Raw genomic sequence first — 22230 nt, 5'->3', positions numbered from 1 at the left:
CCCCCTTTACGCGCCGATGAAATTCGGTGCGCGGCGCTCATTGGCAGCAGCCAGGCCTTCTTTATGATCTTGGGTCTGTGCGCAGACCTTGCCCGCCGCTACTTCTTCCAGTTGCTGATCGGATAGGCTGCGCGTATGAGCGCTGTTCAGCAATTTCTTGGTCTGCGCGATGGCGACAGTCGGCCCGCTCGCCAGTTGCCGGGCGAAGGCCAGCGTGTCCTGCCACAGATTGTCAGAGCTGCTGACGTGGCTGACGAGCCGATTTTGAAGTGCAATCTGGGCGGTCCATAATTCACCTGTATAAGCAAAACGCTTTGCCGCCTCGAGACCGATCACGCGCGGCATCAACCAGGTTCCGCCGCAGTCCGGGTTGTAGCCGACATTGGTATAGGAACAGATGAACTTGGCCTTTTCCGATGCGTAGCGAAAATCGCACGCCAAAGCCATATCAAGACCGGCACCAACGGCTGCACCGTCGATCATGGCGATAACGGGCTTGGGCATTTCATGGACTTGCTGAACCAGTCGCAGCGACTCCTCGACCCAGTTCATGTCCGGCCAATCCGTTCTGCCCGCCGCCCATTCCTTCACGTCTGCACCGGCTGAAAAGGCGCCACCGCGTCCGGCCAGAATAAGGGTGCGGAGCGTTTGATCAGCCGCCGCCTCCTTTAGTGCCTTGCGCAGTTCTATGGTGATCCCCATACCGAGCGCATTGCGCGCCTCCGGCCGGTTGAGCGCAATAACGCCCACCGCGTCATGACGTTCAATTTCCAGAAATTTGTACATAGCTCTCCCTTTCTGCCCAGCCACAAGGGTTGGGCAGTCTCAATTGTCATTCAGTTATTGGTTCAGCGTCCGCGCCAGCGCGGCGGTCGTTTTTCGAGGAAGGCTTTTTGGCCTTCGATCATATCCTCCGAGGACAACATGGCGGCAAAGGTGGACAGCTCCGGATTATCGCCAGCTCGCAATTTCATGGCGTCGCGGTCTGACATGCCATCCACGGCACGCAACGCTTCTTTCAACGCTTGTTGTGCCAGCGGTGCAGATTCCGCAATTTTCCGGGCTATTTCCAATGCCATCGGCATAAGATTTTCTCGTGACGCGGTGCGATAAACCAAACCCCAACGCTGCGCATCCTGCGCGCTCATGGGGTCGCCGGTCCAGATCATCCCGGTTGCCACATAATAGGGAATACGGCGTGGCAGACGTTGCAGCCCCCCGCCATCGGGCAGCAGTCCCCGCTCAAGCTCGGGCAACTGGATGAAGGCGTCATCCGCCATCAACAGAATGTCGCAAGCCAACGATATTTCGAGACCACCGCCAATGGCCGGGGCGTTAATAGCGGCGATCAGCGGTTTTCTGAGTGACCACAGCGTCGTTATACCGCCGAAACCGCCCTCTTTTGCGCCTTCGGTGCTTGCACCACTGTTCTGATCCGTTCCTTCCTTGAAATCATAGCCAGCTGAAAAGGCACGCTCTGACCCGCTGGACACAATACCGACACGCAGGTCGGGATCACCTTGCAAATAGAGCGCTGCCTTCTCCAGATTGCGGCTTAGACTGCGGCAGATCGCATTGACCTTTGGCTTGACCATACGGATCTCAAGTACGGATCCGTGTCTCTCAAGGTGGACAAAGCCATCCATTTCTCGGTTAAGTTCTGCAATCATATCAACCACCGTTCTTTGCTGCCCGCTGGCTGTAAATGTGCAGCAGAAGCGGTGGTAGCGATGTGACAATCAGCATGAGTGTTGAAACCGCCGCCAATGTAGGATCGAGATCATCGCGCAGCGTGGAGAAGGTAACGCGCGGCAATGTCGACATGGGCCCCGATGCCACCATCAGCGAGATAATCAATTCGTCGAAAGAGATCAGGAATGACAACAGCATCGAGGTTGCGACCGAGAGCTTGAGCTGAGGCAAAGTCACAGTCAGAAAGGCTTTCAGCCGATTGGCACCGAGACTGCGTGCCACCATTTCCTGCGATGAGTCATAACTGCTGAAACCGGCCAGCATGGTCAGGATCACAAACGGCATCGCAACCACGGAATGGCCGAGGATCATGCCCCAAATGGTGTTCAACAGCATTCCGATCTTTGCATAGACAAAGAAAATGCCGACAGCGATCAGGATCGAGGGCACTGCCAGCGGCGCAACCAGCACCGTCTTCAAAAGACCCTGAACGGCGATGCGTCCCTGATTAAGAGCGTAGGATGCCGCCACGCCGGTGACAGTCGCAACGATCATGGTCCCAAATGCGACCCGCAGCGACACCCAGAGCGAGCTGATCCACTTTTCCTGACCGAAAAATGAAGCATACCAGCGTGTGGACCAGCCTGCTGGCGGGAAAACCAGTGATGTCGTTGAACTGAACGAAACCGGAATGACGATCAGGGTCGGAACGATCAGAAAAAACAGCACCAGTCCGACGAGAATGTAGAGCCAGAGACGTGCACGGTGAGAAACGTGAGCTTCCATCATACCACCTATCGATCCGACGACAGCCGGCGCACCAACACCAGACTGATCCACAAGCAAAGAGCCGTCATTGCCAGCAGCAACACCGCAAGGGCAGCCGCAGGACCCCATGTCGGGTAAAGCGAGATCATCTCCTCAATGCGCTGCGCAATCATCTTTACCTTGCCACCGCCGAGCAGTGCGGGCGTGATGTAAAAGCCGAGGCACATGACGAACACCATTATGGCGCCAGCGACCAATCCGGGCATTGAAAGCGGAAGGAAGATGCGCAGGAACGCGTGCGTTGGCGACGACCCCACATTGGCGGCAGCACGCATCAGATTGGCGTCGATGGCCTTCATCGATGCATAAAGCGGCAGCACCAGAAACGGGATCATGATATGCACCATACCGATGACAACGCCGGTGGTGTTGTTGACCAATGCCAGCGGCTGGTTGATCAAGCCAAGGCCTTGCAATGTCTTATTGACCACGCCGTTGCGCTGCAAAATGATAAGCCATGAAAAGGTGCGCACCAGCCCGGAGGTCCAGAAGGGCACCAGCACTGCCAACATCAGTAGCCCCGCCCATTTGGGGGACAGGATCGACATCAGATAGGCAACCGGATAGCCGAGCAGCAGGCAGATAACGGTGACGATGAGCGCGATCTTGAACGTATTGAGAAACATCTCGATGTAGACAGGTTCCGAAAAGAACAATCGGAAATTTCCGAGACCATGTTCTCCATTGATGTCGACAAAAGACATCGACAGCAACCACAAAAGCGGCGCCACCATCAAGATGCCAACAATAGCGAGTGCAGGGATGGTGAGGCGCACCATCGACCAGCTTTCGTATTTTTTTTCGCGGTTCAGCGCACGGCGGTTTTCATTCAGTTCGGCTTGCGTCACTGGTCTGGGGGCTGCAACAGGAAATGAGACAACAGCTTTTGTCATCATCAAGCCTCCGCGCGCACAAGCCGCGCGTCCGCCCGTTCCAGACGCAGCGCCACGCGTTCACCAACCTTTGGCACTGCCCGCAGATTTTCCGAGCGGTTGGCAATGCGTGTGAATACCTTATGGCCACCATCCAGCATGACCTCGAAAAGCAGGCATTCACCCTGGTAGATGGCCGTGACGACCTGACCGGAAAACAGGTTCGCTCCCGAAGCGCGCGCCGCCGCTTCGTCTGTGGCAAAACGCAGACGCTCGGGGCGCATGCTCAGCAACATGTTGTCGTGCAGTTCGCCCACATCATCCGACAAATTAACGCCCTGGTCGCCATAGCTGACACCAGCGTTAGTGCGCCGGAGCGGCAGAAAACTGGTTTCACCAATGAATTCCGCAACAAAACGGCTTTCCGGGTGTTCATAAAGATCGGTCGGCGACGCGATCTGGGCCAGTTTGCCCTTCGAAAATACGGCAATCCGGTCCGACATTGTGAGCGCTTCACGCTGATCATGCGTGACGGAAATGGTCGTCATGTCCAGCCGGTCATGCAGTTTGCGGATTTCGATCTGCATCGTTTCCCGCAGTTGCTTGTCGAGCGCGGACAAGGGTTCATCCATCAGCAGAATGCGCGGTTCGAACACGATGGCGCGCGCCAGCGCTATACGCTGGCGTTGTCCCCCAGACAGTTCGGTGATCTTACGCTCGCCATAGCCACCCAGTTGCACCAGATCGAGTACTTTCTTGACCCGTTCCTCGATTTCGGCTCGACCGATCTTACGCAAACGCAGCGGATAAGCGACATTCTCGAATACCGACATATGCGGGAACAGGGCATAGTTCTGAAAAACCATGCCGATATTGCGCTTATGGGGCGGAAGATGCACGATTTCCTGTGTACCAATCTTGATCGAACCATCCGTCGGACGGGAAAAGCCCGCAATCATCATCAGAAGGCTTGTTTTTCCTGACCCGGAAGGGCCGAGCAATGTGAGAAATTCACCGGCTTTAATCGCCAGCGATACGTCGTCAACCGCCCGGACCGTGCCGTAATGTTTGGACAGTGCTTGGATCGTAACCGGCAAAGCCGTCGTCGAGGAGTGTTTCATCTCTGCTTTCCATCAGCGCACAACAGGACACCGCAGCATTGTCAGCTACAGACTGTAATCTTGGGCTCCATGAAGAAGATTCCGGGTTGGAGGCCGAAGCCTCCAACCTTCCAGAACCAGCTATTGCATCATAGCCTTGTCCCACATGGTCTGCGCCTTTTCGTGATTTTCGGCCCAGTACGGCATGTTGGTGATGAGCTGCTTCTTGAGATTCTCAGTGCTCGTGACAATGCTCGCCGCCTTGTCGGCGGGTACAAGCCCTTGTTTGAAGGCATCCTGGTTCATCGGGCCATAGGCGATATAATTTGGCAGGTTCGCCTGATATTTCGGGTCGAGCAGATGGTTGACCAGGCGCATTGCACCTTCCGGATTGGGTGAATTTTTGGGAATGACCAGGCATTCCACATCCATCACCGCGTCGTCAAGCTTATAGGTATAAGGTGCGCCTTCCTTGATGGCAGCATCTATGCGGGCTGCCCAGATCGATAACATATCGACCTCTTCGGACGTTGCGAGCTGGGTCGCCTGCGCGCCCGTGGCCCATTGAACACTGATATTCGGTTTCAGCGTAGACCATTTGGCCATCGCCCTCTCCATATCAATGGGATAAATCTTGTCCTTGGCCACGCCATCGGCCATCAGGGCAATTTCCATATTTGTCGCTGGCGAATTCCCCGAGATAGCGCGGCTGCCGGGGAATTTTTCCGTATCGAAGAAGTCGGCCCAGTTTTGTGGCCCCTTGTCACCATAAACGTTTTTGTTATAGGCAAGGACCGACGTATAGGCGGTGAATCCTACCCAATATTTTGAGCGCAGGTGTTCCGGGATTCCAGCCGCATTGGGAATTTTTGAATAATCGAGCGGAACCAGAAGCTCTTCTTTACCGGCCAGATCACACAGACCACCATAGAGTTCGGCCACATCGATATCAACCGCATTTGCACGCACCTTGGTACGGATATCGCGGATACCGCCAGCCAGTACATAATCGACAACGGTCATGCCATGGTCTTGGGGCAAGTGGTCAAGAATGGCCTTTCGCACGCCTTCCTGATAGGCGCCGCCGTAGGACGCATAACTGACCTTTTCTTCAGCCACAGCCGAACCGGCTGCCATGGCAAGCACTGCGCCCAATATGAATGTCTTTTTCATTGTTCCTCCTCCCTATGCGACCCACTAGCCGCGTTTTTTTGCATGCAACAACCGGCAAAGGCACTTCCTCCAAAGCACCTTATTCGGCATTCCGCTGACAAAAGTCAGTTGGAAAATGCGCGTAACCCCCTTGTCATGGCAAGGCGGCAATCACTGACCATACGCTCGATAAGCTCCTGACAGCTCGGAATATCCTTGATCAACCCAAGCGTCTGACTTGCCCAGACCAGACCGCTATCCAGTTCGCCAATTGTCAGCGCGTGGCGACCTCGCTCTCCGGAAACCAGCGGTCGAACATCTGTAAACTCCGCACCGCCCGGTCGACCTTCGATAGCGACGACTTCATCGGAGATTGCATTTTTCAAAACACGCCCGGTGTTTCTGAACGTTCGAAAGATCAAATTGGTGTCGCGCTCACCGGCATTGACCAGCGCCTGTTTGATGTTCTCATGAATGGGAGCTTCTTTGGTGGCACAAAAGCGCGTCCCCATGTTCACGCCCTCGGCACCGAGCATAAAAGCTGCCGCCATGCCTTCGCCAGTGCCGATACCGCCCGAGGCGATCAATGGAATTTTGACCTGCGCCGCTGCAGCGGCAAAAAGGACCAAACCGCCAACATCATCCTCACCCGGATGCCCCGCCGCTTCAAATCCATCGATGGAAATGGCGTCGACACCAGCCCGTTCCGCTGACAGCGCATGACGTACAGCCGTACATTTGTGAACGACAACCGCACCAGCCGCCTTTACTTTCTCGATGAACTCTTTTGGACTGCGTCCCGCCGTCTCTATCACCTTCACACCCGACTGTAGCGCCGCATCAAGATACTCTTCATAAGGTGGAGGCGCTGTCGTGGGGAGTATCGTGAGATTGACGCCAAATGGTTTATCGGTCATCTGCCGGCAGCGAGCGATCTCTTCGCTTAGCGCTTTGGGACTAGGTTGCGTCAGTGCTGTCAAGATTCCAAGGCCGCCCGCATTCGATACAGCTGATGCAAGTTCGGCACGACCAACCCATTGCATTCCGCCTTGAATGATCGGGTATTTCGTTTTCAATAGCTCGGTTACTCGGGTCTTCACGCCCCACTCCCTGCTGCAATCAAACCTGATGATTAGATACTGAAATTCGCCGCAGATGAAGTCAAACAAAAAATTTGCTGAACGTCCAACTTTTTATTAACATGCAGATATAACACGATGATTTTCGTCGGAGCCCCATAAAGAGGGCCAATTGGAGGGGGAACATCATGAAACTGCGAAAGATCACGCCATATCAAGGACGTAGTCTAAATCACCGCCCAGTATCTTCGAATTCACCACCCCCGGAACAGCACGCAGGAGCCCCGAATCCCGTGTCGCCGACGGCTGGTCTGATAGTTCGGGCGTGGTCTCCAGAGCGGCAACCTGTCGCGGTCATGGCGCGTCCACATGTATGATGTAACGACCGCGATAAACCTTCCCCACTGTAAGCACTGTCCTTGCGATTATCTTCAGGTCGCGACTGACCTTGAGGGGGCCGCATGATCCCACTGCGTTTCCTTGGCGCTGCCGCTCTCTGCACAAGCAGTCTTGCTTTTACCCTGAATGATACGACGACCAAGTTTCTCATCAGCGACTATGATGTGTCATCGATCATTTTGATCCGCGGCCTGATGGCATTGCCGATTCTTTACCTGTTTCATGTGCGGACAACCGGGCGAAGCAAAATATGGTCGGCCAGAATTGGGCTACATGCGCTGCGGGGAGCCTTTGGCTTGATTGCCGCCTATTTATACATCGCTTCCCTGAAAACTCTGACTGTCGCTGAGGCGGCAGTCATTCTCTTTATGACACCCGTCATTATCACTGCGATGTCCCGTTTTCTGCTCAAGGAGAATGTCAGTTTTCGCACATGGCTGTCGATCTGTTTCTGTTTCCTTGGCGTGGTTGTGGCGATCAATCCACGGGCATCCAACTTCAATTACGCTATGGGGCTGGCTGGGACATCGAGCGTGTTTTACGCCATCAATGCGATCAGTTCGCGTTGGATTCCGTCCGAAGATAACCTGTGGACGATCTCGTTTTTTGGCGCGTTCTTTTCGGCGCTATTTGTCGCCCCGTTCGCCATAGAGCATTGGCGTGGACTGCAAGTCCCACACCTTGCCCAGTTTGGGGCTGCGGCGGCATTCTCCAGCATGGGCATAGGTTTAAGCGCCATTGCCTACCGCATGACATCACCTGCCCTCCTTGCCCCCTTCGGTTATTCGGGGCTGATCTGGTCGATTACGGTCACCTGGCTGTTCTGGGGCATTCATCCCAGTCTCAATGCCATTCTCGGCACGTTCATTATTCTAGGCAGCGTCACATTGACCATCAAAACCAGCCGCATCGATCCACAACCCAATCCGCAGAACTGTATCAAGGGATCCACAAATGACGACCCCAATCCTCGTCGATATGAATAGAGCAACCGGCATCAGCACCGTCACATTCAACCGCCCTGAAAAATACAACGCTATCGATGAGGCGATGGCAGCGGCCTTTCATGAGGCCGTGCAAGCCATAGCATCGGACAAGGGCATACGTTGCGTCGTTCTCAAAGGCGCGGGCAAAGCGTTTATGGCAGGTGGAGATGTCGCGGCTTTTGCAGCCGACCCTGATCGGGCTGATCTTGTCTTGCAGCGCATATTGCGCCACATGCACCCAGCTTTGTTAATCCTGCAGCAATTGCCAGTGCCTGTCATCGCGGCAATACACGGACCGGCAGCTGGCGCCGGATTGAGCATGGTTCTATCGGCAGACTATGCCATCTGCAGTCAATCAGCAGAGTTCATTCTTGCTTATGATCGACTGGCGACGGTGCCCGATTGTGGCGGCAGCTGGTATCTTCGGCAAAAGCTGGGGCCGCGTGCTGCTTTTGCCCTTATGCTCAAGGGTGGCAAACTCAATGCCAGTCAGGCCAAAGCAGTTGGGATCGTCAACGACGTGGTTGAGGATAGCAGTTACCAGGAACAGCTTTCTGCCCTGATACAAAAAATTGCCTCTGGCCCAACACGAGCCTTTGGACTGTTCAAGCAATTGCTGGCCGCGGATCTTTCGTTGGCGGCTCAACTTGAGGCAGAAAAGGCAGCCTTCATGGAAGCCACTTATACGCATGATTTCCGGGCTGCCATCCACAACTTCCCGAACAAGCAACCGGTTCAATTTCTCGGATACTGAAACGAGATCGTGTCCGACGGGAACCGTTGTATTCAACGTCACCCTGCAAAACCTAACAATTACCAGAGAGGGAAATATCGTGCTCCAATCCGACCAGAACACCAATTACATCGTAAAGACTGACATTTATATCGATGGCGCTTGGGTCGAACCTTTCGGAACCGACACCATTGCCGTCGTCAACCCCGCCAATGAGCAGCCTTATGCAACCATTTCGGCAGGCTCAACTCAGGATGTTGATCGAGCGGTCACAGCTGCCCGTAGGGCATTCTCTTCCTGGAGCGAAACCCCGGTTGAGGAGCGCGCCCGCTTCTTGCGCAAGATCGCAGAAATATATGAGGCGCGTCTCGAAGATATGGCCAAAACCATTTCGCTTGAAATGGGTGCGCCTATCACCATGGCCCGCGATCAACAGGCCGCTGCAGGCTTGTATCACCTCAACGCTTTCATCCAGGCGCTGGAAAACTTCGAGTTTGAAGAAAAACGAACAGATAATTCCGGCGAGATCATTGTGCGTGAACCAATCGGCGTCTGCGGTCTGATTACCCCATGGAATTGGCCGATGAACCAGATCGCTTTGAAAGTTATTCCAGCGATCGCGGTCGGATGCACGGTAGTTTTGAAACCCTCCGAAATAGCGCCCATGTCTGCAATGCTCTTTGCCGAATTTCTCCATGAAGCAGGGCTTCCAAAAGGCGTATTCAACCTGGTCAATGGCGAAGGTTTGGTCGTGGGCGAAGCCATGTCACGCCACGCGGACATCGACATGATGTCATTCACCGGCTCGACCCGTGCGGGCACTGCTGTCGCGCGCGGCGCGGCAGATACAGTCAAACGTGTCTCACTTGAGCTCGGAGGCAAATCCCCCAATTTGATTTTCGCGGACAGCGACATTGAAAGCGCGGTAGAGCGCGCCATTGCGGAGTGCTTCAACAATACCGGTCAATCCTGCAATGCCCCCACCCGGTTGCTGGTCGAGAACTCGGTTTACGATCAGGTCGTGCGGCTCGCCGCTCGTGCCGCTGATCAGATGCTGGTCGGTGATCCAGCTCTTGAAGGAGATCATATCGGCCCGCTATCATCGAAAGTGCATTTTGACAAAGTTCAAGGTCTGATCCAAACAGGCATTGATGAGGGTGCACGTCTGGTTGCAGGTGGCCTCGGTCATCCGAAGGGATTTAACGCCGGCAACTTCGTCCGCCCGACCATATTTGCGGATGTACGGAACGATATGACGATTGCGCGTGAAGAGATATTTGGTCCCGTGTTGGTCATCATTCCGTTTGACGATGAACAGGAGGCCATCGCTATCGCGAATGATACACCATACGGTTTATCCGCTTATGTCCAAACCGGATCTGTTGAGCGCGCCAAACGCCTTGGGCGGAAGCTCCGCGCAGGCATGGTGCAGATCAACGGCTCATCGCTTGGTTCCGGCAGCCCGTTCGGCGGATACAAGCAATCCGGCAATGGCCGTGAAGGTGGAAAATGGGGGCTGGAAGACTTTACGGAAGTTAAGGTAATCTCCGGCTAAAGGCACGCGAAAAACGCCAAGCGCGGCGAGTTCAATCTATGTTGGAAATTAATCCACTCGACTGACATCATGAAGCCAACTGATTGATGATAGTGCGTTCTCGCCGCGCTCCAAATTTTTGAACAAAAGCTGAACTGTTTATTTTACCGTCATAAGTGTTGAGCAGCCCTGCCCACTTGACGATGTTTCGCGGCAATGATCGCGCGAATTTTTACGTCCGCCCACAGCGGCCCGTGATCAGGGTATCCAATTTTTTGCACCGCGCATCTGCAGTTGCTTCCAGAAAGGGTGGCAGTATCGCTTTGCGCTTTTCATTCCGCTCCCTGTGAAAAGATTTTGAGAAATTATCGGCATTAAAGACTCATTATTGCATTACAAAAATTATCCGCTATCATATTTCAATCGAAGTAATCGCATAACAATTAAATGGGAAAATGACAGTGCCAGTGATTGCGGAACTGATCGAGCTAATCGGTACTGAGGCGGTAATCGTCGACGCTGCCGAAATGGTGCATGCCACCGAAGACTGGCGCGGTCGATATAGTGGCAAGGCGCTTTGCGTTGCGCGTCCGGCGAATACGGAACAGGTTGCGGCCATCGTCGCCTGCTGTAATCGCCACGACGTTCCCGTATTGCCGCAGGGCGGCAATACGGGTCTGGTCGGCGGGTCCGTACCGGCAAAGGATGGCCCGGCACCGGTAATCATCAGCCTGGAACGCATGCGCCGCATCCGCAATGTCGACCCCGTCAATAATACGATGGAAGTCGATGCAGGCTGCGTGCTCGCCAATATCCATACCGCCGCAACCGACGCCGGACGCTACTATCCGGTCAGCCTTGGAGCGGAAGGCTCGTGCCAGATCGGCGGCACCATCGCCACCAATGCGGGTGGCACGTCGGTTCTGCGTTATGGCAATACCCGCGAAAACATTCTCGGGCTGGAGGCCGTCTTGCCAGATGGTTCGGTCTGGTCCGATCTCAAGGCCCTGCGCAAGAACAATTCGGGCTACGATCTGAAGCATCTCTTCATCGGTTCCGAAGGCACGCTCGGAATCATCACCGCCGCCGTATTGAAATTGCATCCGCAACCCATCCGCCATGTGGTGGCATGGGCCGGGCTGCCAAGCGCCCATTCCGCCGTCAAGCTTCTGACCACCGTGCAGGAACGCTACGGCGCCAAGCTTTCCGGCTATGAACTGATGAACCGCCTCCAGCTCGATCTGGTGGTGGCAAACGTTCCGCAGCGCCGTTCGCCGGTCGATACGGAACATGATTGGCATTTGCTGATCGAACTGTCCGACAGTGGCGGCGAAGACGATCTCGACGCTGCGCTGGAAAACCTGCTGGGACAGGCTTTCGAGGATGGCCTTATCGAAAATGCCGTGATCGCCAGCAGCGAGTCCCAGCGCGCCGCGATGTGGGAAGTGCGCCATAGCGTTTCGGAAGCCAATAAGAAGGCGGGCGTCGGCCTGACTACCGACTGCGCCGTACCGGTGGCCGCGACCGCCGAATTCATCGACCGCGCCAGCGCCGCCGTGCTTGATCTCGCAGCCGATGCGTCACTCGTCATTGTGGGGCATCTCGGCGACGGCAATGTCCATTTCATTCCGTTCTTTACCTTCGACGACTGGAAGGCGCTGGAAGACCGCGACGCGCTCGCAGCCAATATCCGCCATGCCGTCAACGACGCATCCTTTGCGCTGGGCGGCACATTCAGCGCCGAACATGGCGTCGGACAGGTCTCGCTCAAGGAAATGGACCGTTACAAGACAACCACCGATCTGGCGCTGATGCGGGCTGTGAAGTCCGCCATCGATCCAAAAGGATTGTTCAACCCTGGCCGTCTCATACCGGCAGCACGGGCGGAGCATTGAAATCGAAAGCATTTCCAGCAGAAGCGTGAAGCGGCTTTGCGTCGGATAATGCGAAAAAACAATGAGTTAGAGCCGACCGTTGGTTGGTTCAGCATTTTTGAAAGGGAACGAACATGATAATCAAGAATACCACCTGGTCACGCCGCCAGTTTCTGAAAACCACCGCAGCAGGTGCAGTCGCTCTGGCCGCCCCTGCGATCTGGACGCCGTCGCAGGCCCAGAACAAGCGCATCGTCGTGCGCGATGACGGTGGCATCTACACCAAGGCTTACGGTGCCGTTTTCTACCGTCCGTTCCAGGAAGCAACCGGCATCGAAGTCGTGGGTGTTCAGGCCAATGCGGAGCCAACCGCGCAGATCCGTTCAATGGTCGATGCCGGGTCCTACACCTGGGACATGGCGAAGATCAGCGAACCGGCCATCCTCATGCTCACTGCGGGAGACAAGAAGTATCTCGAAAAGCATGGTCTCGAAAGCGAAGCCGTCATCGCCAGCCTGCCGAAGCAGTATCTGTCGGAATACGGCGTAGGCAACAATGTTTACACCACCGTTCTTGCCTATCGTACTGATGCTTTCGAAGGACGCGAAGCGCCCAAATCCTGGGCCGACTTCTTCAATCTGGAAAAGATTGAAGGCCGTCGCGCGCTGCGCAAGCACCCGTTCGACACCATCGAACAGGCCCTGATGGCTGACGGCGTGGCCAATGCGGATGTCTATCCTTGCGATCTCGACCGCGCCTTCAAGTCGCTCGACCGCATCAAGAAGGACGTTTCGGTATTCTGGACCAGCGGAGCGCAGGTCGAGCAGATGCTGATCTCCGGCGAAGTGGACATGATCCCGACTTGGGTTTCGCGTGCGCAGTCGGCGCAGTCGGGCGGCGCTCCGGTCGAAATCGTCTGGGACCAGAACATCTGGGGCCTCGACAACTGGGCTATCCTCGCCGGAACGCCGAATGCCGACGCCTGCCGCGAATTCATCAAATTCGCTTCCGACCCGAAGCGTCAGGCGCAGCTGGTTGAATATTTCGCCGCTGGCGTTACCCAGCCGGAAGCCTTCGACATCATCGATCCGAAAGTCGCGCAAAACTGCCCGACCTTCCCGGATCACATCAAGAACGGCGTCAAGATCAATGCCCAGTATTGGTATGACAATCAGGACAAGGCCATCGAACGCTATAATAGCTGGCTCCTGAGCTAACCGGAGCAGCAGGCCCGGCATCAGCCGGGCCTGTCACTTCGAGCAGATACGATGTTCGTTCAAACAAAAATTTAGAGCGCCGATCCGGTTCAAGCCGATCGAAACGCGCTCTGGCCCAGCGGAATTGCCATGTCTTCATCCAGCCTAACCATCCAGAAACTCGCCAAGCGCTATGGCGACTTCATCGCACTTGCCGAAACGGACCTTCTCGTCCCGGAAGGCGAGTTCCTGACCCTGCTCGGCCCATCGGGATCAGGCAAGACAACCCTTCTCAGCCTCATCGCGGGTCTTGCACGACCGGATAACGGCGCTGTTCTGATCGGCAACGAGGACGTGACCTACAGCGCACCGCATCTGCGCGACATCGGCGTGGTTTTCCAAAACTACGCCCTGTTTCCGCATATGACTATTCTGGAGAACATCGCCTTTCCGCTGAAGATGCGCAAAGTGGCTGCAGAAGAGGCCCGCAAGCGCGCCACCGAAGCGCTGGAAATGATCCGCCTGCCGCATATTGCGCAGCGTTATCCGAAGGAATTGTCCGGCGGCCAGCAGCAGCGCGTGGCTCTTGCCCGCTGCATGGTCTACCGCCCGTCGATCATTCTCATGGACGAACCGCTCGGCGCGCTCGACAAGAAGCTGCGCGAACATATGCAGCTTGAAATCAAGCGCATTCACCGCGAACTCGGCGCGACCATCGTTTATGTCACGCATGATCAGGAAGAAGCGATGACCATGTCGGATCGCATCTGCCTGATGAATTCCGGCAAGATCGAACAGCTCGGCACCCCTGCCGATCTCTATTTCCGCCCCCGGACACTGTTCGTCGCCGACTTCCTCGGTGAATCGAACCTGCTGCCCGCCAAGGTCGAGAAGATCGACGGTGATGAAGCTATCGTCCGCATCGGCACCAAGGCCGTCGAGGCGCGCGCGCTCAGCAACGGGTCGATTGCGCCATCCGATTCCCTCCACATCATGATCCGACCGCAGAACCTTTCCGTGGCGCTTGCCGACGAAACCAACGCTTCGGCGCTGCGTGCCACCGTGACCGATGTGATGGTGACGGGCAGCCTGACCAAGATCTATATGCGCGGCGAAGATGAAACCCTGCCGGAACTGGTTGCGGCTTTCCCGACCCGCATTTCCGGTCGCGCCTTCCAGATCGGCGACGTGCTTGCACTTTCGTGGCACGGCACCGATGCGGTCACCATTGCCGGTAACGGGAAGGCCTGACTATGAGCGCGCTTCCGACCCGTACCAGCAAACCGCCAAGGCCGCTGTGGATCAAGCATTCGCTGATGATCGCACCGCTGATCGTGCTCCTGCTGGCCTTTCTCGTCTATCCTGTCGGCAAACTGCTGTCGCTGAGCTTTGTCGGCCCGGATGGCTTCTCGCTCGCCGCCTACCAGCAGCTTTTCGCCTCCAGCCTCTATCTCAACGTCCTGTGGATCACGCTCAAGATTTCGCTGGCGACGACCGCACTTTCGGTCGTGCTCGGCTATCCCGTGGCCTATCTCATCTCCACCGCAGGTCCGAAAGCCAAGAGTTGGCTGATCTTCCTTGTGCTCCTGTCCTTCTGGACCAGCTTTCTGGTGCGTGCTTTCGCCTGGGTGGTGATTCTCGGTCGTAACGGCGCCATCAATCAGTTCCTGCTGGCGATTGGCGTCATCGACCGTCCGGCCAACCTGATCTACAGCCTCGGCGCAGTTCTGGTCGGCATGGTGCATGCCATGCTTCCGCTTGCCGTCATGACCATGCTGTCGGTCATGGAAAATATCGACCGCAACCTGCCGCGCGCCGCCTCCACGCTTGGAGCGCGTCCGGGTTCGGCCTTCTGGACGGTCTATTTTCCGCTATCCATGCCCGGTGTGGCGGCTGCCGCCATCATGGTATTCGTCACCTCCATCGGCTTCTTCATCGTGCCGGCGCTGCTGGGCGGGCGTTTTGAGACCATGATTACCCAGCTCATCATCGATCAGGTGCAGCAGACGCTGAACTGGGGTCTGGCCGGTGCGATTTCGGTGCTGCTTCTCGTGGTCGTGCTGGCGGTCTTCGTCATCTATGACCGGATTTTCGGCTTCGAAAGCCTGACCGGCGAAACCTCGGCAACCAATGTGAACCGCGACACCGCCGCGCGTCGCGCCGGTGCAAAGTTTCTCGCCGTCATTGGCGATATCAGCGACAGACTGATCGCGCTCTTTCCCAGCAGCCGCAAAAGCTCCGATGCGGAAACCTCGCCGAAGCTTTTGAGCGGCTTCGTCTGGGGTCTGCTCATCCTGATCAGCCTTCCAGCCATCATGATGATCCCGATCTCGTTCAGCGCCGCTGGACTGAACTGGCCGCCGTCCGGCTTCACCATGCAATGGTATGAGCAGATGTGGAACACGCCCGTCTGGTCACAAGCCCTGTGGCGTTCGCTGGTCGTGGCGTTGGGCGCAGGCATCCTGTCGATGCTGATCGGCATTCCCGCTGCCTTCCTGCTGGCCCGCGCCAATATTCGCGGCAAGGCGGCTATCCTCGCCTTCGTGCTGTCGCCCATCGTCGCGCCGCGTATCATCATCGCTGTCGGCCTGTTCTATGTCTTCGCAGAACTCGGGCTGGTCGGCACATCCCTCGGCCTCATCATCGGTCATACGGTGGTGTGTGTACCTTACGTGGTCATGACCATGGTGGCCGTGCTGCGCAACTACGATACGCGCCTTGATCTCGCTGCCCAGAGCCTCGGCGCCAGCCCGATGAAGAGCCTTGCCTATGTCACCTTCCCGATGCTGGCGGCAGGCATGTTCTCGGCCTTCCTCTTTGCCTTCGCGACCTCCTTCGACGAACTGACCATCGCGCTGTTCTCGTCGGGCGGCCTGAATTCCACCCTGCCCAAGCAGTTCTGGGACGAAGTGACCCTTCAGGTCTCGCCGGTCATCGCTGCGGTATCGACGTGCCTCCTCGTCTTTATCTCGGTGCTGATCTTCGTGGCCGACCGTCTGCGCCAGCGCAGCATGTCCCGCTGAACCAATTATTGAATTCGCATGAAAGGACTACCCATGATCAACTCTTCCAGTCTTCGCGGCATTTTGCCTGCGCTCGTCACCCCGGTTCAAAGCGACGACACGATCGACCTGAAGGCGACCGATGCGCTGTTCGCCTGGCTGAAGCAGCAGGGCGTGGACGGTGTCGTTCCGCTTGGCGGAACGGGTGAATATGGCGCTTTGGCTCGCCGCGAGCGCAACCGCTTTGTCGAGCTTTCGGCCAAGGCGATGGAAGGAAAGGGCCCTGTCGTCGCCGGTGTGCTCGATCCCGGCTATCACGACGCCATCGCTTCGGCAAAGGACTTTGCAGCGGCTGGCGCAGACGCTCTGCTGGTGATCACGCCTTACTACACCAACCCCACGCAGGCTGGCATCCGGGACTATTTCCTTCGTTATGCGGACGAATCTCCCGTGCCGATCCTGCTCTATGAAATCCCGTATCGCACGCGCATCGCTATCGATCCGGAAGTTATTCACGAGCTGTCGCGTCACGAGCGCATCATCGGCATGAAGGCATGCAACACCGACATGTACCACTATCTGCGCGTGGTAGCGGGCATCGATGCAGCATCTTTCGCCGTACTCAGCGGTGAAGACCACCTGTTCCCGCTGCATGTTGCAGCTGGTGCAACGGGCGGCATCGTCGTGACCGCAAACCTTCTGCCGCGCGTCTGGCGCAAGATGTTTGATCTCGCCGCAGAGGGCAAGACCGCCGATGCGCTGGCGCTGCATCGCGACATGATCCCGTTGATGAATCTGGCTTTTGCCGAAACCAATCCGGGGCCGATGAAGTCGGTGATGGATTTGATCGATATCAATGCGCCGACCATGCTTGCGCCGCTGCGCCAGCCGAAGCCGGAATTGAGCGAAGCGCTGAAGAAGGAATATGCACGACTTCTGGACAAGTACGAAAGATCGCCTGTCGATCTTGCTTCTTGAGCCTTTAGTTAGGCAAATACAAAGTTGAGGTCGGGTTTCACGATCCGACCTTTCAAGCGCAGGGCTTTGCGGTCCTGCGCTTTTGCAGCACATGGAAAACGAAAGAGCCGAAATGTCGATGCAGGCGGATACAGGGAAAAAGTCGGGGGAAACGGGCCGCGAGGAAGTCGATCCCAAGCGCTCGTCCCTGTTCGTCGGATCGACCGAAAAGACATTTCAGATTCTGCAGGTCTTCGACGGGCCGCAGCGGCAGTTGCCACTTTCGGAAATCGCAAAGCTGGCGGGACTGGATCGCAGCGCCGCGCAACGTCTGGTCCACACGTTGGAGACGCTTGGATTTCTGCGGCGCGTCCACAATACCCGCAACTACGCCCTAACCTCAAAGGTTCTACAGTTCGCCTATAACTATCTTTCCGCCCACGAAGTCCTCCACAAGGCAGCCCCCTATCTGTTGGAGATCAGCCGCACGGTTGGGGAAACAGCCAACCTTCAGGAACTGGACGGGACCGAAATTGTCTATGTCGGACGCTTTCCGGGTCAGCATCTCGTCAATGTCGATATCATGGTCGGCAGTCGCCTGCCGGCGCTTTTCACGGCATCGGGCACGGTCATTCTGTCCCACCGTTCGCCGGAAGAACAGGAAGACGTCTTCGAACGCTCTGTACTGAAGTCGCTGACGCCCTATACGGTAACGGACAAAGGCCGCTTGAAAGCCCGCATTCAGGAGGCGGCTGAGAAGGGTTATGCGATCGTCGCCAACGAAACGGTTCTCGGCGACATTTCGGTTGCCGCCGCCGTGACCGACGAACGTGGTCGCGCTGTAGCCGCTGTCAACATCGCCGCACCGACCACACGCTGGTCACTTGAACGCGTCGAAGCCGAATTGGCGCATCATGTTCAAGTCGCCGCCACGTCGATCTCCATGTCGAAGTTTATTCGTTAGGACAAGACGCGTCGGCTCAACCGCCTCACGCATTGGAGGCTCATCCTCCGTTATGGAATGTAACGTCTTTCCGTCTGACATGGATTGAATTTTGCCTATCGATTAACAATATTGCTCAAAATACCGGCAAAAAGAAATAGCTTGACGGAATTGCGCTAAATTCAGTAATTTCTCAGTCAAATTGTTACTTGGCATTTGGGCCCTTCTCGGAATCTGAAAATTCCGGAGGGGTTTTTTTGTTTGGCTTTCTGCATGTCTCAAAACAACAAAATTGACATCCCTGTCGGCGTCTTGTTTTCGCACTCCGGTCCTTATCAAAAGCTGGGTTACGAGGGCTATTGCGGAGCTATGGCGGCGATCAAGGCCGTCAATGATCGTGCGCTTCCGTTCAATCTCGTGCCGCGCATCGCCGACCCAAGTGGTAACCCTGACCGTTATGCGCCGCTGAGCGAAGAACTGATCTCGCAAAAGGGTGTTAAACACATCATCGGCTGCACCACATCCTGGAGCCGCAAGGAAGTCATTCCCGTTGTCGAAAAGCGCGATACACTGCTCTGGTATCCGTGCGTCTATGAGGGATTTGAGGCCAGCGACCGCGTCGTTTATGCGGCGGCCTGCGCCAATCAGCATCTTGTGCCGCTGATCGATTTCATCGTTCCCCGCTTCGGCAATCGCGCCATATTGCTCGGTTCGAACTATATCTGGGGTTGGGAAACCAATCGCCTCGCCCGCGAAATGCTGAATGCCGCGGGTGGCGAGGTTCTCGGAGAGCGCGCCATTGCAATCGGTGACACGGATATCAACCATCTCATCCGCGAAATCGAAAGCAAGAAGCCCGACTTCATCCTCAACAATCTCATTGGTGAATCGTCCTACACGTTCCTGCGCGCCTATGCAGAACTGGGCCGCAAAAACAGCGATTTCCGCACCGATGTCAGGCCGGTTCTGAGCTGCAATCTCTATGAAAGCGAGCTGGAGCATGTCGGCGATGCCGCCGCGGGCAATTATAGCGTAAGCTGCTATTTCCGCACGCTGCCGGGCGAAACCAATCGCGCCTTTCTGGAAGCCGTCAGAAGCAACGGCTTTGACGGTAGCCTATCGGCCATCTTCGCCCAGGCCTATTCCAGCGTCCTGATGATCGCCGCCGGTATTGAGCGGGCTGGCACCGACGATGTCGAAAAAGTGCTTGCCGCCGTCCAGACGCACCCCACCAGCACGCCGCTTGGCGATGTGCTGGTCGAGCCGCGAACAAACCATATCGCCCTGCCCGCGCATATCGGACGGGCCAGACAAGATTGCAGCTTTGAAATCGTGCATGAGGCCGAGGTCGCCATTCAACCGGACCCGTTCATGGCGCGAACGCATCTGCAAACATCCGCCAATCCCGGCCACCAGCCCGGCTTTCTGAGGCTCGTCAAATGACTATGACAGACCAGGCCTTCACCGTCGCCAGTTGGGGCGCATTCGAAAACTGGACCGCGCTGATCGTTCATCGCCGTCACACCAATGTCGATGCGATTGTGCAGCAGTTGCGCCGCATCGGCGTGGACGCTGTGGAATGCTGGCCGGACCTGCCTGAGCACGCCGACATCTCCCGGTTCAACGTCGTCTTTTTCGATGTCGATATGGGACATGACGAGCAATTTCCGTGGCCACCGCAGCAGGCGCCTGTGCCCACCGTCGCCCTGATCGGCTCGGAAGCGCCGGGCCGGATCGGCTGGGCGCTCAATCAGGGTGCCGATGCGCAGCTTCTGAAGCCGATCGGCAATGCGGGCGTCTATAGCGCTCTGGTCATCGCCATGCACAACTTTCAGCGTCGCCATGCGCTGGCAACCGAAATCGGCGAACTGCGCGAAAGCCTTGCCGGGCGCGAAGCCATTGCGCAGGCCACGGCAATCCTGATGTTAGCAGACAATATCTCCGCCAGACAGGCCTATCAGAAACTGCGCCTTGCCGCGATGGCGGAGCGCGTCAGTGTCGAGGCCTTTGCCCGGCGCTTTCTGAACGAAAAGCAGACAGGGAACGATCGTGAGCGCGCTTGACACTCTTCCGGTCGGCCAGAAAAAAGCCGAACGCGGCGTTCTTGGCCGCATCATCCGCCGACCGCTCGCCGCATTCGGCCTTGTCGTCATCGTCGTCACTGTCGCAGCCGCGCTCTTTGCGCCCTGGATCGTCCCCTTCGATCCGAACGAACAGTTCTTCGACGGGCTGACGCTGGAAGGCGCGCCGCTCGCGCCCAATCTGAAATTCTGGTTCGGCACCGACCTCGTCGGGCGCGATCTTTTCTCCCGCCTGATCTATGGTGCGCAGACATCGCTGATCATCGGCGTCGTGGCCAACGGCATTGCCGTGCTCATCGGCTCAACTGTCGGTATTTGCGCCGGATATTTCCGTGGCTGGGTGGAAACCGTGCTGATGCGCTTTACCGATCTGATGATGGCCTTCCCCGCTTTGCTGCTGGCCATTGTGCTTGCGGCAATCTTCAAGCCGAGCCTCTGGATCGTCGCGATGGTGATCGCCATGGTCAACTGGGTTCAGATTGCGCGCGTGCTCTACACGGAAACCCGGTCTCTCTCCGAACGCGATTTCATCGAGGCCGAGCGTGCCATGGGTGCGGGCGCGCCCCGCATCATCCTGAAGCATATCCTGCCGCATCTCTTTTCCACGATGATCGTCTGGGCAACGCTTGGTATCGCCACCACCGTTCTTCTGGAGGCGACGCTGTCCTTCCTCGGCATTGGCGTGCAGCCGCCAACAGCCTCCTGGGGCAATATCATCTTCGAAAATCAGACCTATTTTACCAGCGCACCCTGGCTCGTCTTCATTCCGGGCGCAGCAATCCTTTTGCTGGCGCTCGCCTTCAACCTCGTCGGTGATGCCTTGCGCGATGTGCTCGACCCAACCCAGCAGGGACATCACTGATGCTCGCCTACATCGCCCGCCGCCTCATCCAGACCGTGATGATCCTGATCGGCATCAGCTTCGTGACCTTCATCCTGCTTTATCTGGTGCCCGCCGATCCAGCGCGCCAGATTGCCGGGCGCAGCGCCACCGCACAAACGGTCGAAAATATTCGTGAGCAGCTTGGCCTCAACCTGCCTTTCTATGAGCAATATCTGCGCTATCTGAAGGGGCTCGTTCAGGGCGATCTCGGACGCTCCTATCTGCAGAAAACCGAAGTGGCGTCGCTGATCTGGTCGCGCCTGCCCGCAAGCCTGCTGCTGATGGCCGGAGCAATCTTCTCGGAACTCGCCATCGGTCTGACCATGGGCGTCATTGCCGCTACCCGGCGCGGCAGCCGCACCGACAATGCCCTGATGATCTTTTCCTTCGTCGGCGTTTCGGCACCGCAATTCGTTATCGGCATTCTGATGCTCTACGTGTTTGCGGTTAAGCTCGGTTGGTTCCCGATTGGCGGTTACGGCACGTTCCATCATCTCGTCCTGCCTTCGCTGACGCTCGGCCTTCTCGGTGCGGGCTGGTATTCGCGCATGATGCGCTCCTCCCTGCTCGACGTTCTTCGCCAGGATTATATCCGCACGGCCCGCGCCAAGGGGCTGGCACGCTGGAAAATCCTGCTGCGTCACGCCATGCCCAACGCCATCCTGTCGATCATCGCGATGATCGGCATTGACATCGGCCTGTTCATGTCGGGCATTGTCGTCGTTGAAAGCGTGTTCGGCTGGCCCGGCATCGGTCAGCTTGCCTGGCAGGCAATCCAGCGTGTCGATATTCCCATCATCATGGGCGTCACGATCGTATCCGCCTTCGCCATCGTTCTCGGCAATCTACTCGCCGACCTCATCACTCCACTGATCGACCCGCGCATCAAGCTGCGGTGAAACCAAAAAAACTCCAGAGA

The 22230-nt window shown here is 56.7% G+C and carries 20 protein-coding genes; 13 read left to right on the top strand and 7 right to left on the bottom strand.

Annotation, left to right across the window (positions count from 1 at the left end):
- Positions 1 to 6 precede the first annotated feature (6 nt).
- The 7 genes from FIC94_RS18375 to FIC94_RS18345 all read right to left on the bottom strand — a co-directional run bounded on the left by FIC94_RS18375 (position 7) and on the right by FIC94_RS18345 (position 6744).
- Positions 7 to 786 (bottom strand): enoyl-CoA hydratase/isomerase family protein, encoded by a 780-nt coding sequence (locus FIC94_RS18375; RefSeq protein ID WP_094513508.1) that lies wholly within the window; start codon positions 784 to 786, stop codon positions 7 to 9.
- A gap of 62 nt (positions 787 to 848) precedes the next feature.
- Positions 849 to 1670: an enoyl-CoA hydratase-related protein gene (locus FIC94_RS18370; protein ID WP_121537517.1), complete on the bottom strand. Its 822-nt coding sequence runs from the start codon at positions 1668 to 1670 to the stop codon at positions 849 to 851.
- A 1-nt stretch (position 1671) separates the two neighbouring features.
- Entirely contained in the window at positions 1672 to 2481 is an 810-nt protein-coding gene (locus tag FIC94_RS18365; RefSeq protein WP_235858923.1) for an ABC transporter permease, read from the bottom strand.
- Positions 2482 to 2486: 5 nt separating this feature from the next.
- Positions 2487 to 3416, bottom strand: a complete 930-nt coding sequence (locus FIC94_RS18360; RefSeq protein ID WP_140025938.1) for an ABC transporter permease — start codon at positions 3414 to 3416, stop codon at positions 2487 to 2489.
- A complete protein-coding gene (locus tag FIC94_RS18355; protein ID WP_006188548.1) occupies positions 3416 to 4513 on the bottom strand; it encodes an ABC transporter ATP-binding protein in 1098 nt (365 codons plus the stop codon). Before FIC94_RS18355 ends, FIC94_RS18360 begins: the two co-directional genes overlap by 1 nt.
- A gap of 120 nt (positions 4514 to 4633) precedes the next feature.
- Positions 4634 to 5665, bottom strand: coding sequence for an ABC transporter substrate-binding protein (locus FIC94_RS18350; RefSeq protein ID WP_140025937.1), 1032 nt, complete (start codon positions 5663 to 5665; stop codon positions 4634 to 4636).
- A 104-nt stretch (positions 5666 to 5769) separates the two neighbouring features.
- Positions 5770 to 6744 carry an NAD(P)H-dependent flavin oxidoreductase gene (locus tag FIC94_RS18345; protein ID WP_140025936.1) on the bottom strand — a complete coding sequence of 325 codons (975 nt, stop codon included), beginning with the start codon at positions 6742 to 6744 and terminating at the stop codon, positions 5770 to 5772.
- A gap of 440 nt (positions 6745 to 7184) precedes the next feature.
- Here FIC94_RS18345 and FIC94_RS18340 point away from each other — a divergent pair, with 440 nt between their 5' ends.
- The 13 genes from FIC94_RS18340 (at position 7185) to FIC94_RS18275 (ending at position 22210) form a co-directional block, all read left to right on the top strand.
- Positions 7185 to 8108: a DMT family transporter gene (locus FIC94_RS18340; RefSeq protein ID WP_235892063.1), complete on the top strand. Its 924-nt coding sequence runs from the start codon at positions 7185 to 7187 to the stop codon at positions 8106 to 8108.
- Positions 8077 to 8862 (top strand): enoyl-CoA hydratase/isomerase family protein, encoded by a 786-nt coding sequence (locus tag FIC94_RS18330; RefSeq protein ID WP_121537506.1) that lies wholly within the window; start codon positions 8077 to 8079, stop codon positions 8860 to 8862. The genes FIC94_RS18340 and FIC94_RS18330 overlap by 32 nt, the downstream gene beginning before the upstream one ends.
- Positions 8863 to 8941: 79 nt before the next feature.
- Positions 8942 to 10396, top strand: coding sequence for an aldehyde dehydrogenase family protein (locus FIC94_RS18325; RefSeq protein ID WP_140025934.1), 1455 nt, complete (start codon positions 8942 to 8944; stop codon positions 10394 to 10396).
- 440 nt (positions 10397 to 10836) lie between these two features.
- On the top strand, positions 10837 to 12270 hold the full coding sequence (locus FIC94_RS18320) for an FAD-binding oxidoreductase (protein WP_140025933.1): 1434 nt from the start codon (positions 10837 to 10839) through the stop codon (positions 12268 to 12270).
- 113 nt (positions 12271 to 12383) lie between these two features.
- Positions 12384 to 13466 (top strand): ABC transporter substrate-binding protein, encoded by a 1083-nt coding sequence (locus tag FIC94_RS18315; RefSeq protein WP_109366248.1) that lies wholly within the window; start codon positions 12384 to 12386, stop codon positions 13464 to 13466.
- Between the two features lie 129 nt (positions 13467 to 13595).
- Positions 13596 to 14696, top strand: a complete 1101-nt coding sequence (locus tag FIC94_RS18310; RefSeq protein WP_140025932.1) for an ABC transporter ATP-binding protein — start codon at positions 13596 to 13598, stop codon at positions 14694 to 14696.
- A 2-nt stretch (positions 14697 to 14698) separates the two neighbouring features.
- Complete coding sequence (locus FIC94_RS18305) at positions 14699 to 16468, top strand: ABC transporter permease subunit (protein ID WP_140025931.1); 1770 nt, start codon at positions 14699 to 14701, stop codon at positions 16466 to 16468.
- Between the two features lie 33 nt (positions 16469 to 16501).
- On the top strand, positions 16502 to 17425 hold the full coding sequence (gene dapA, locus FIC94_RS18300) for a 4-hydroxy-tetrahydrodipicolinate synthase (RefSeq protein WP_140025930.1): 924 nt from the start codon (positions 16502 to 16504) through the stop codon (positions 17423 to 17425).
- A gap of 91 nt (positions 17426 to 17516) precedes the next feature.
- Entirely contained in the window at positions 17517 to 18368 is an 852-nt protein-coding gene (locus FIC94_RS18295) for an IclR family transcriptional regulator (protein WP_235892062.1), read from the top strand.
- Positions 18369 to 18620: 252 nt separating this feature from the next.
- The gene (locus FIC94_RS18290; RefSeq protein ID WP_124916340.1) at positions 18621 to 19790 is read left to right on the top strand and encodes a transporter substrate-binding domain-containing protein; all 1170 of its coding nucleotides are present in this window, start codon (positions 18621 to 18623) and stop codon (positions 19788 to 19790) included.
- Positions 19791 to 19792: 2 nt separating this feature from the next.
- Entirely contained in the window at positions 19793 to 20410 is a 618-nt protein-coding gene (locus FIC94_RS18285) for an ANTAR domain-containing response regulator (RefSeq protein WP_140025953.1), read from the top strand.
- Between the two features lie 49 nt (positions 20411 to 20459).
- Positions 20460 to 21290 carry an ABC transporter permease gene (locus FIC94_RS18280; protein WP_371830809.1) on the top strand — a complete coding sequence of 277 codons (831 nt, stop codon included), beginning with the start codon at positions 20460 to 20462 and terminating at the stop codon, positions 21288 to 21290.
- Positions 21290 to 22210 (top strand): ABC transporter permease, encoded by a 921-nt coding sequence (locus FIC94_RS18275; RefSeq protein WP_140025929.1) that lies wholly within the window; start codon positions 21290 to 21292, stop codon positions 22208 to 22210. The genes FIC94_RS18280 and FIC94_RS18275 overlap by 1 nt, the downstream gene beginning before the upstream one ends.
- The last annotated feature ends 20 nt before the right edge of the window (positions 22211 to 22230 follow it).

The sequence above is a fragment of the Ochrobactrum teleogrylli genome (genome assembly GCF_006376685.1).
Classification (GTDB): domain Bacteria; phylum Pseudomonadota; class Alphaproteobacteria; order Rhizobiales; family Rhizobiaceae; genus Brucella; species Brucella teleogrylli.
The sequence above is the reverse complement of the archived record's forward strand: the minus strand, read 5'-3'. Positions and strand labels throughout refer to the sequence as shown.

Bases quoted from the DNA above. Each gene is read 5' to 3' on its own strand.
- FIC94_RS18375 (WP_094513508.1), bottom strand. From the start codon at position 786: ATGTACAAATTTCTGGAAATTGAACGTCATGACGCGGTGGGCGTTATT.
- FIC94_RS18310 (WP_140025932.1), top strand. From the start codon at position 13,596: ATGTCTTCATCCAGCCTAACCATCCAGAAACTCGCCAAGCGCTATGGC.
- FIC94_RS18370 (WP_121537517.1), bottom strand. From the start codon at position 1,670: ATGATTGCAGAACTTAACCGAGAAATGGATGGCTTTGTCCACCTTGAG.
- FIC94_RS18340 (WP_235892063.1), top strand. From the start codon at position 7,185: ATGATCCCACTGCGTTTCCTTGGCGCTGCCGCTCTCTGCACAAGCAGT.
- FIC94_RS18360 (WP_140025938.1), bottom strand. From the start codon at position 3,416: ATGATGACAAAAGCTGTTGTCTCATTTCCTGTTGCAGCCCCCAGACCA.
- FIC94_RS18285 (WP_140025953.1), top strand. From the start codon at position 19,793: ATGACAGACCAGGCCTTCACCGTCGCCAGTTGGGGCGCATTCGAAAAC.
- FIC94_RS18365 (WP_235858923.1), bottom strand. From the start codon at position 2,481: ATGATGGAAGCTCACGTTTCTCACCGTGCACGTCTCTGGCTCTACATT.
- FIC94_RS18305 (WP_140025931.1), top strand. From the start codon at position 14,699: ATGAGCGCGCTTCCGACCCGTACCAGCAAACCGCCAAGGCCGCTGTGG.
- FIC94_RS18355 (WP_006188548.1), bottom strand. From the start codon at position 4,513: ATGAAACACTCCTCGACGACGGCTTTGCCGGTTACGATCCAAGCACTG.
- FIC94_RS18290 (WP_124916340.1), top strand. From the start codon at position 18,621: ATGTCTCAAAACAACAAAATTGACATCCCTGTCGGCGTCTTGTTTTCG.
- FIC94_RS18295 (WP_235892062.1), top strand. From the start codon at position 17,517: ATGGAAAACGAAAGAGCCGAAATGTCGATGCAGGCGGATACAGGGAAA.
- FIC94_RS18350 (WP_140025937.1), bottom strand. From the start codon at position 5,665: ATGAAAAAGACATTCATATTGGGCGCAGTGCTTGCCATGGCAGCCGGT.
- FIC94_RS18330 (WP_121537506.1), top strand. From the start codon at position 8,077: ATGACGACCCCAATCCTCGTCGATATGAATAGAGCAACCGGCATCAGC.
- dapA (WP_140025930.1), top strand. From the start codon at position 16,502: ATGATCAACTCTTCCAGTCTTCGCGGCATTTTGCCTGCGCTCGTCACC.
- FIC94_RS18315 (WP_109366248.1), top strand. From the start codon at position 12,384: ATGATAATCAAGAATACCACCTGGTCACGCCGCCAGTTTCTGAAAACC.
- FIC94_RS18275 (WP_140025929.1), top strand. From the start codon at position 21,290: ATGCTCGCCTACATCGCCCGCCGCCTCATCCAGACCGTGATGATCCTG.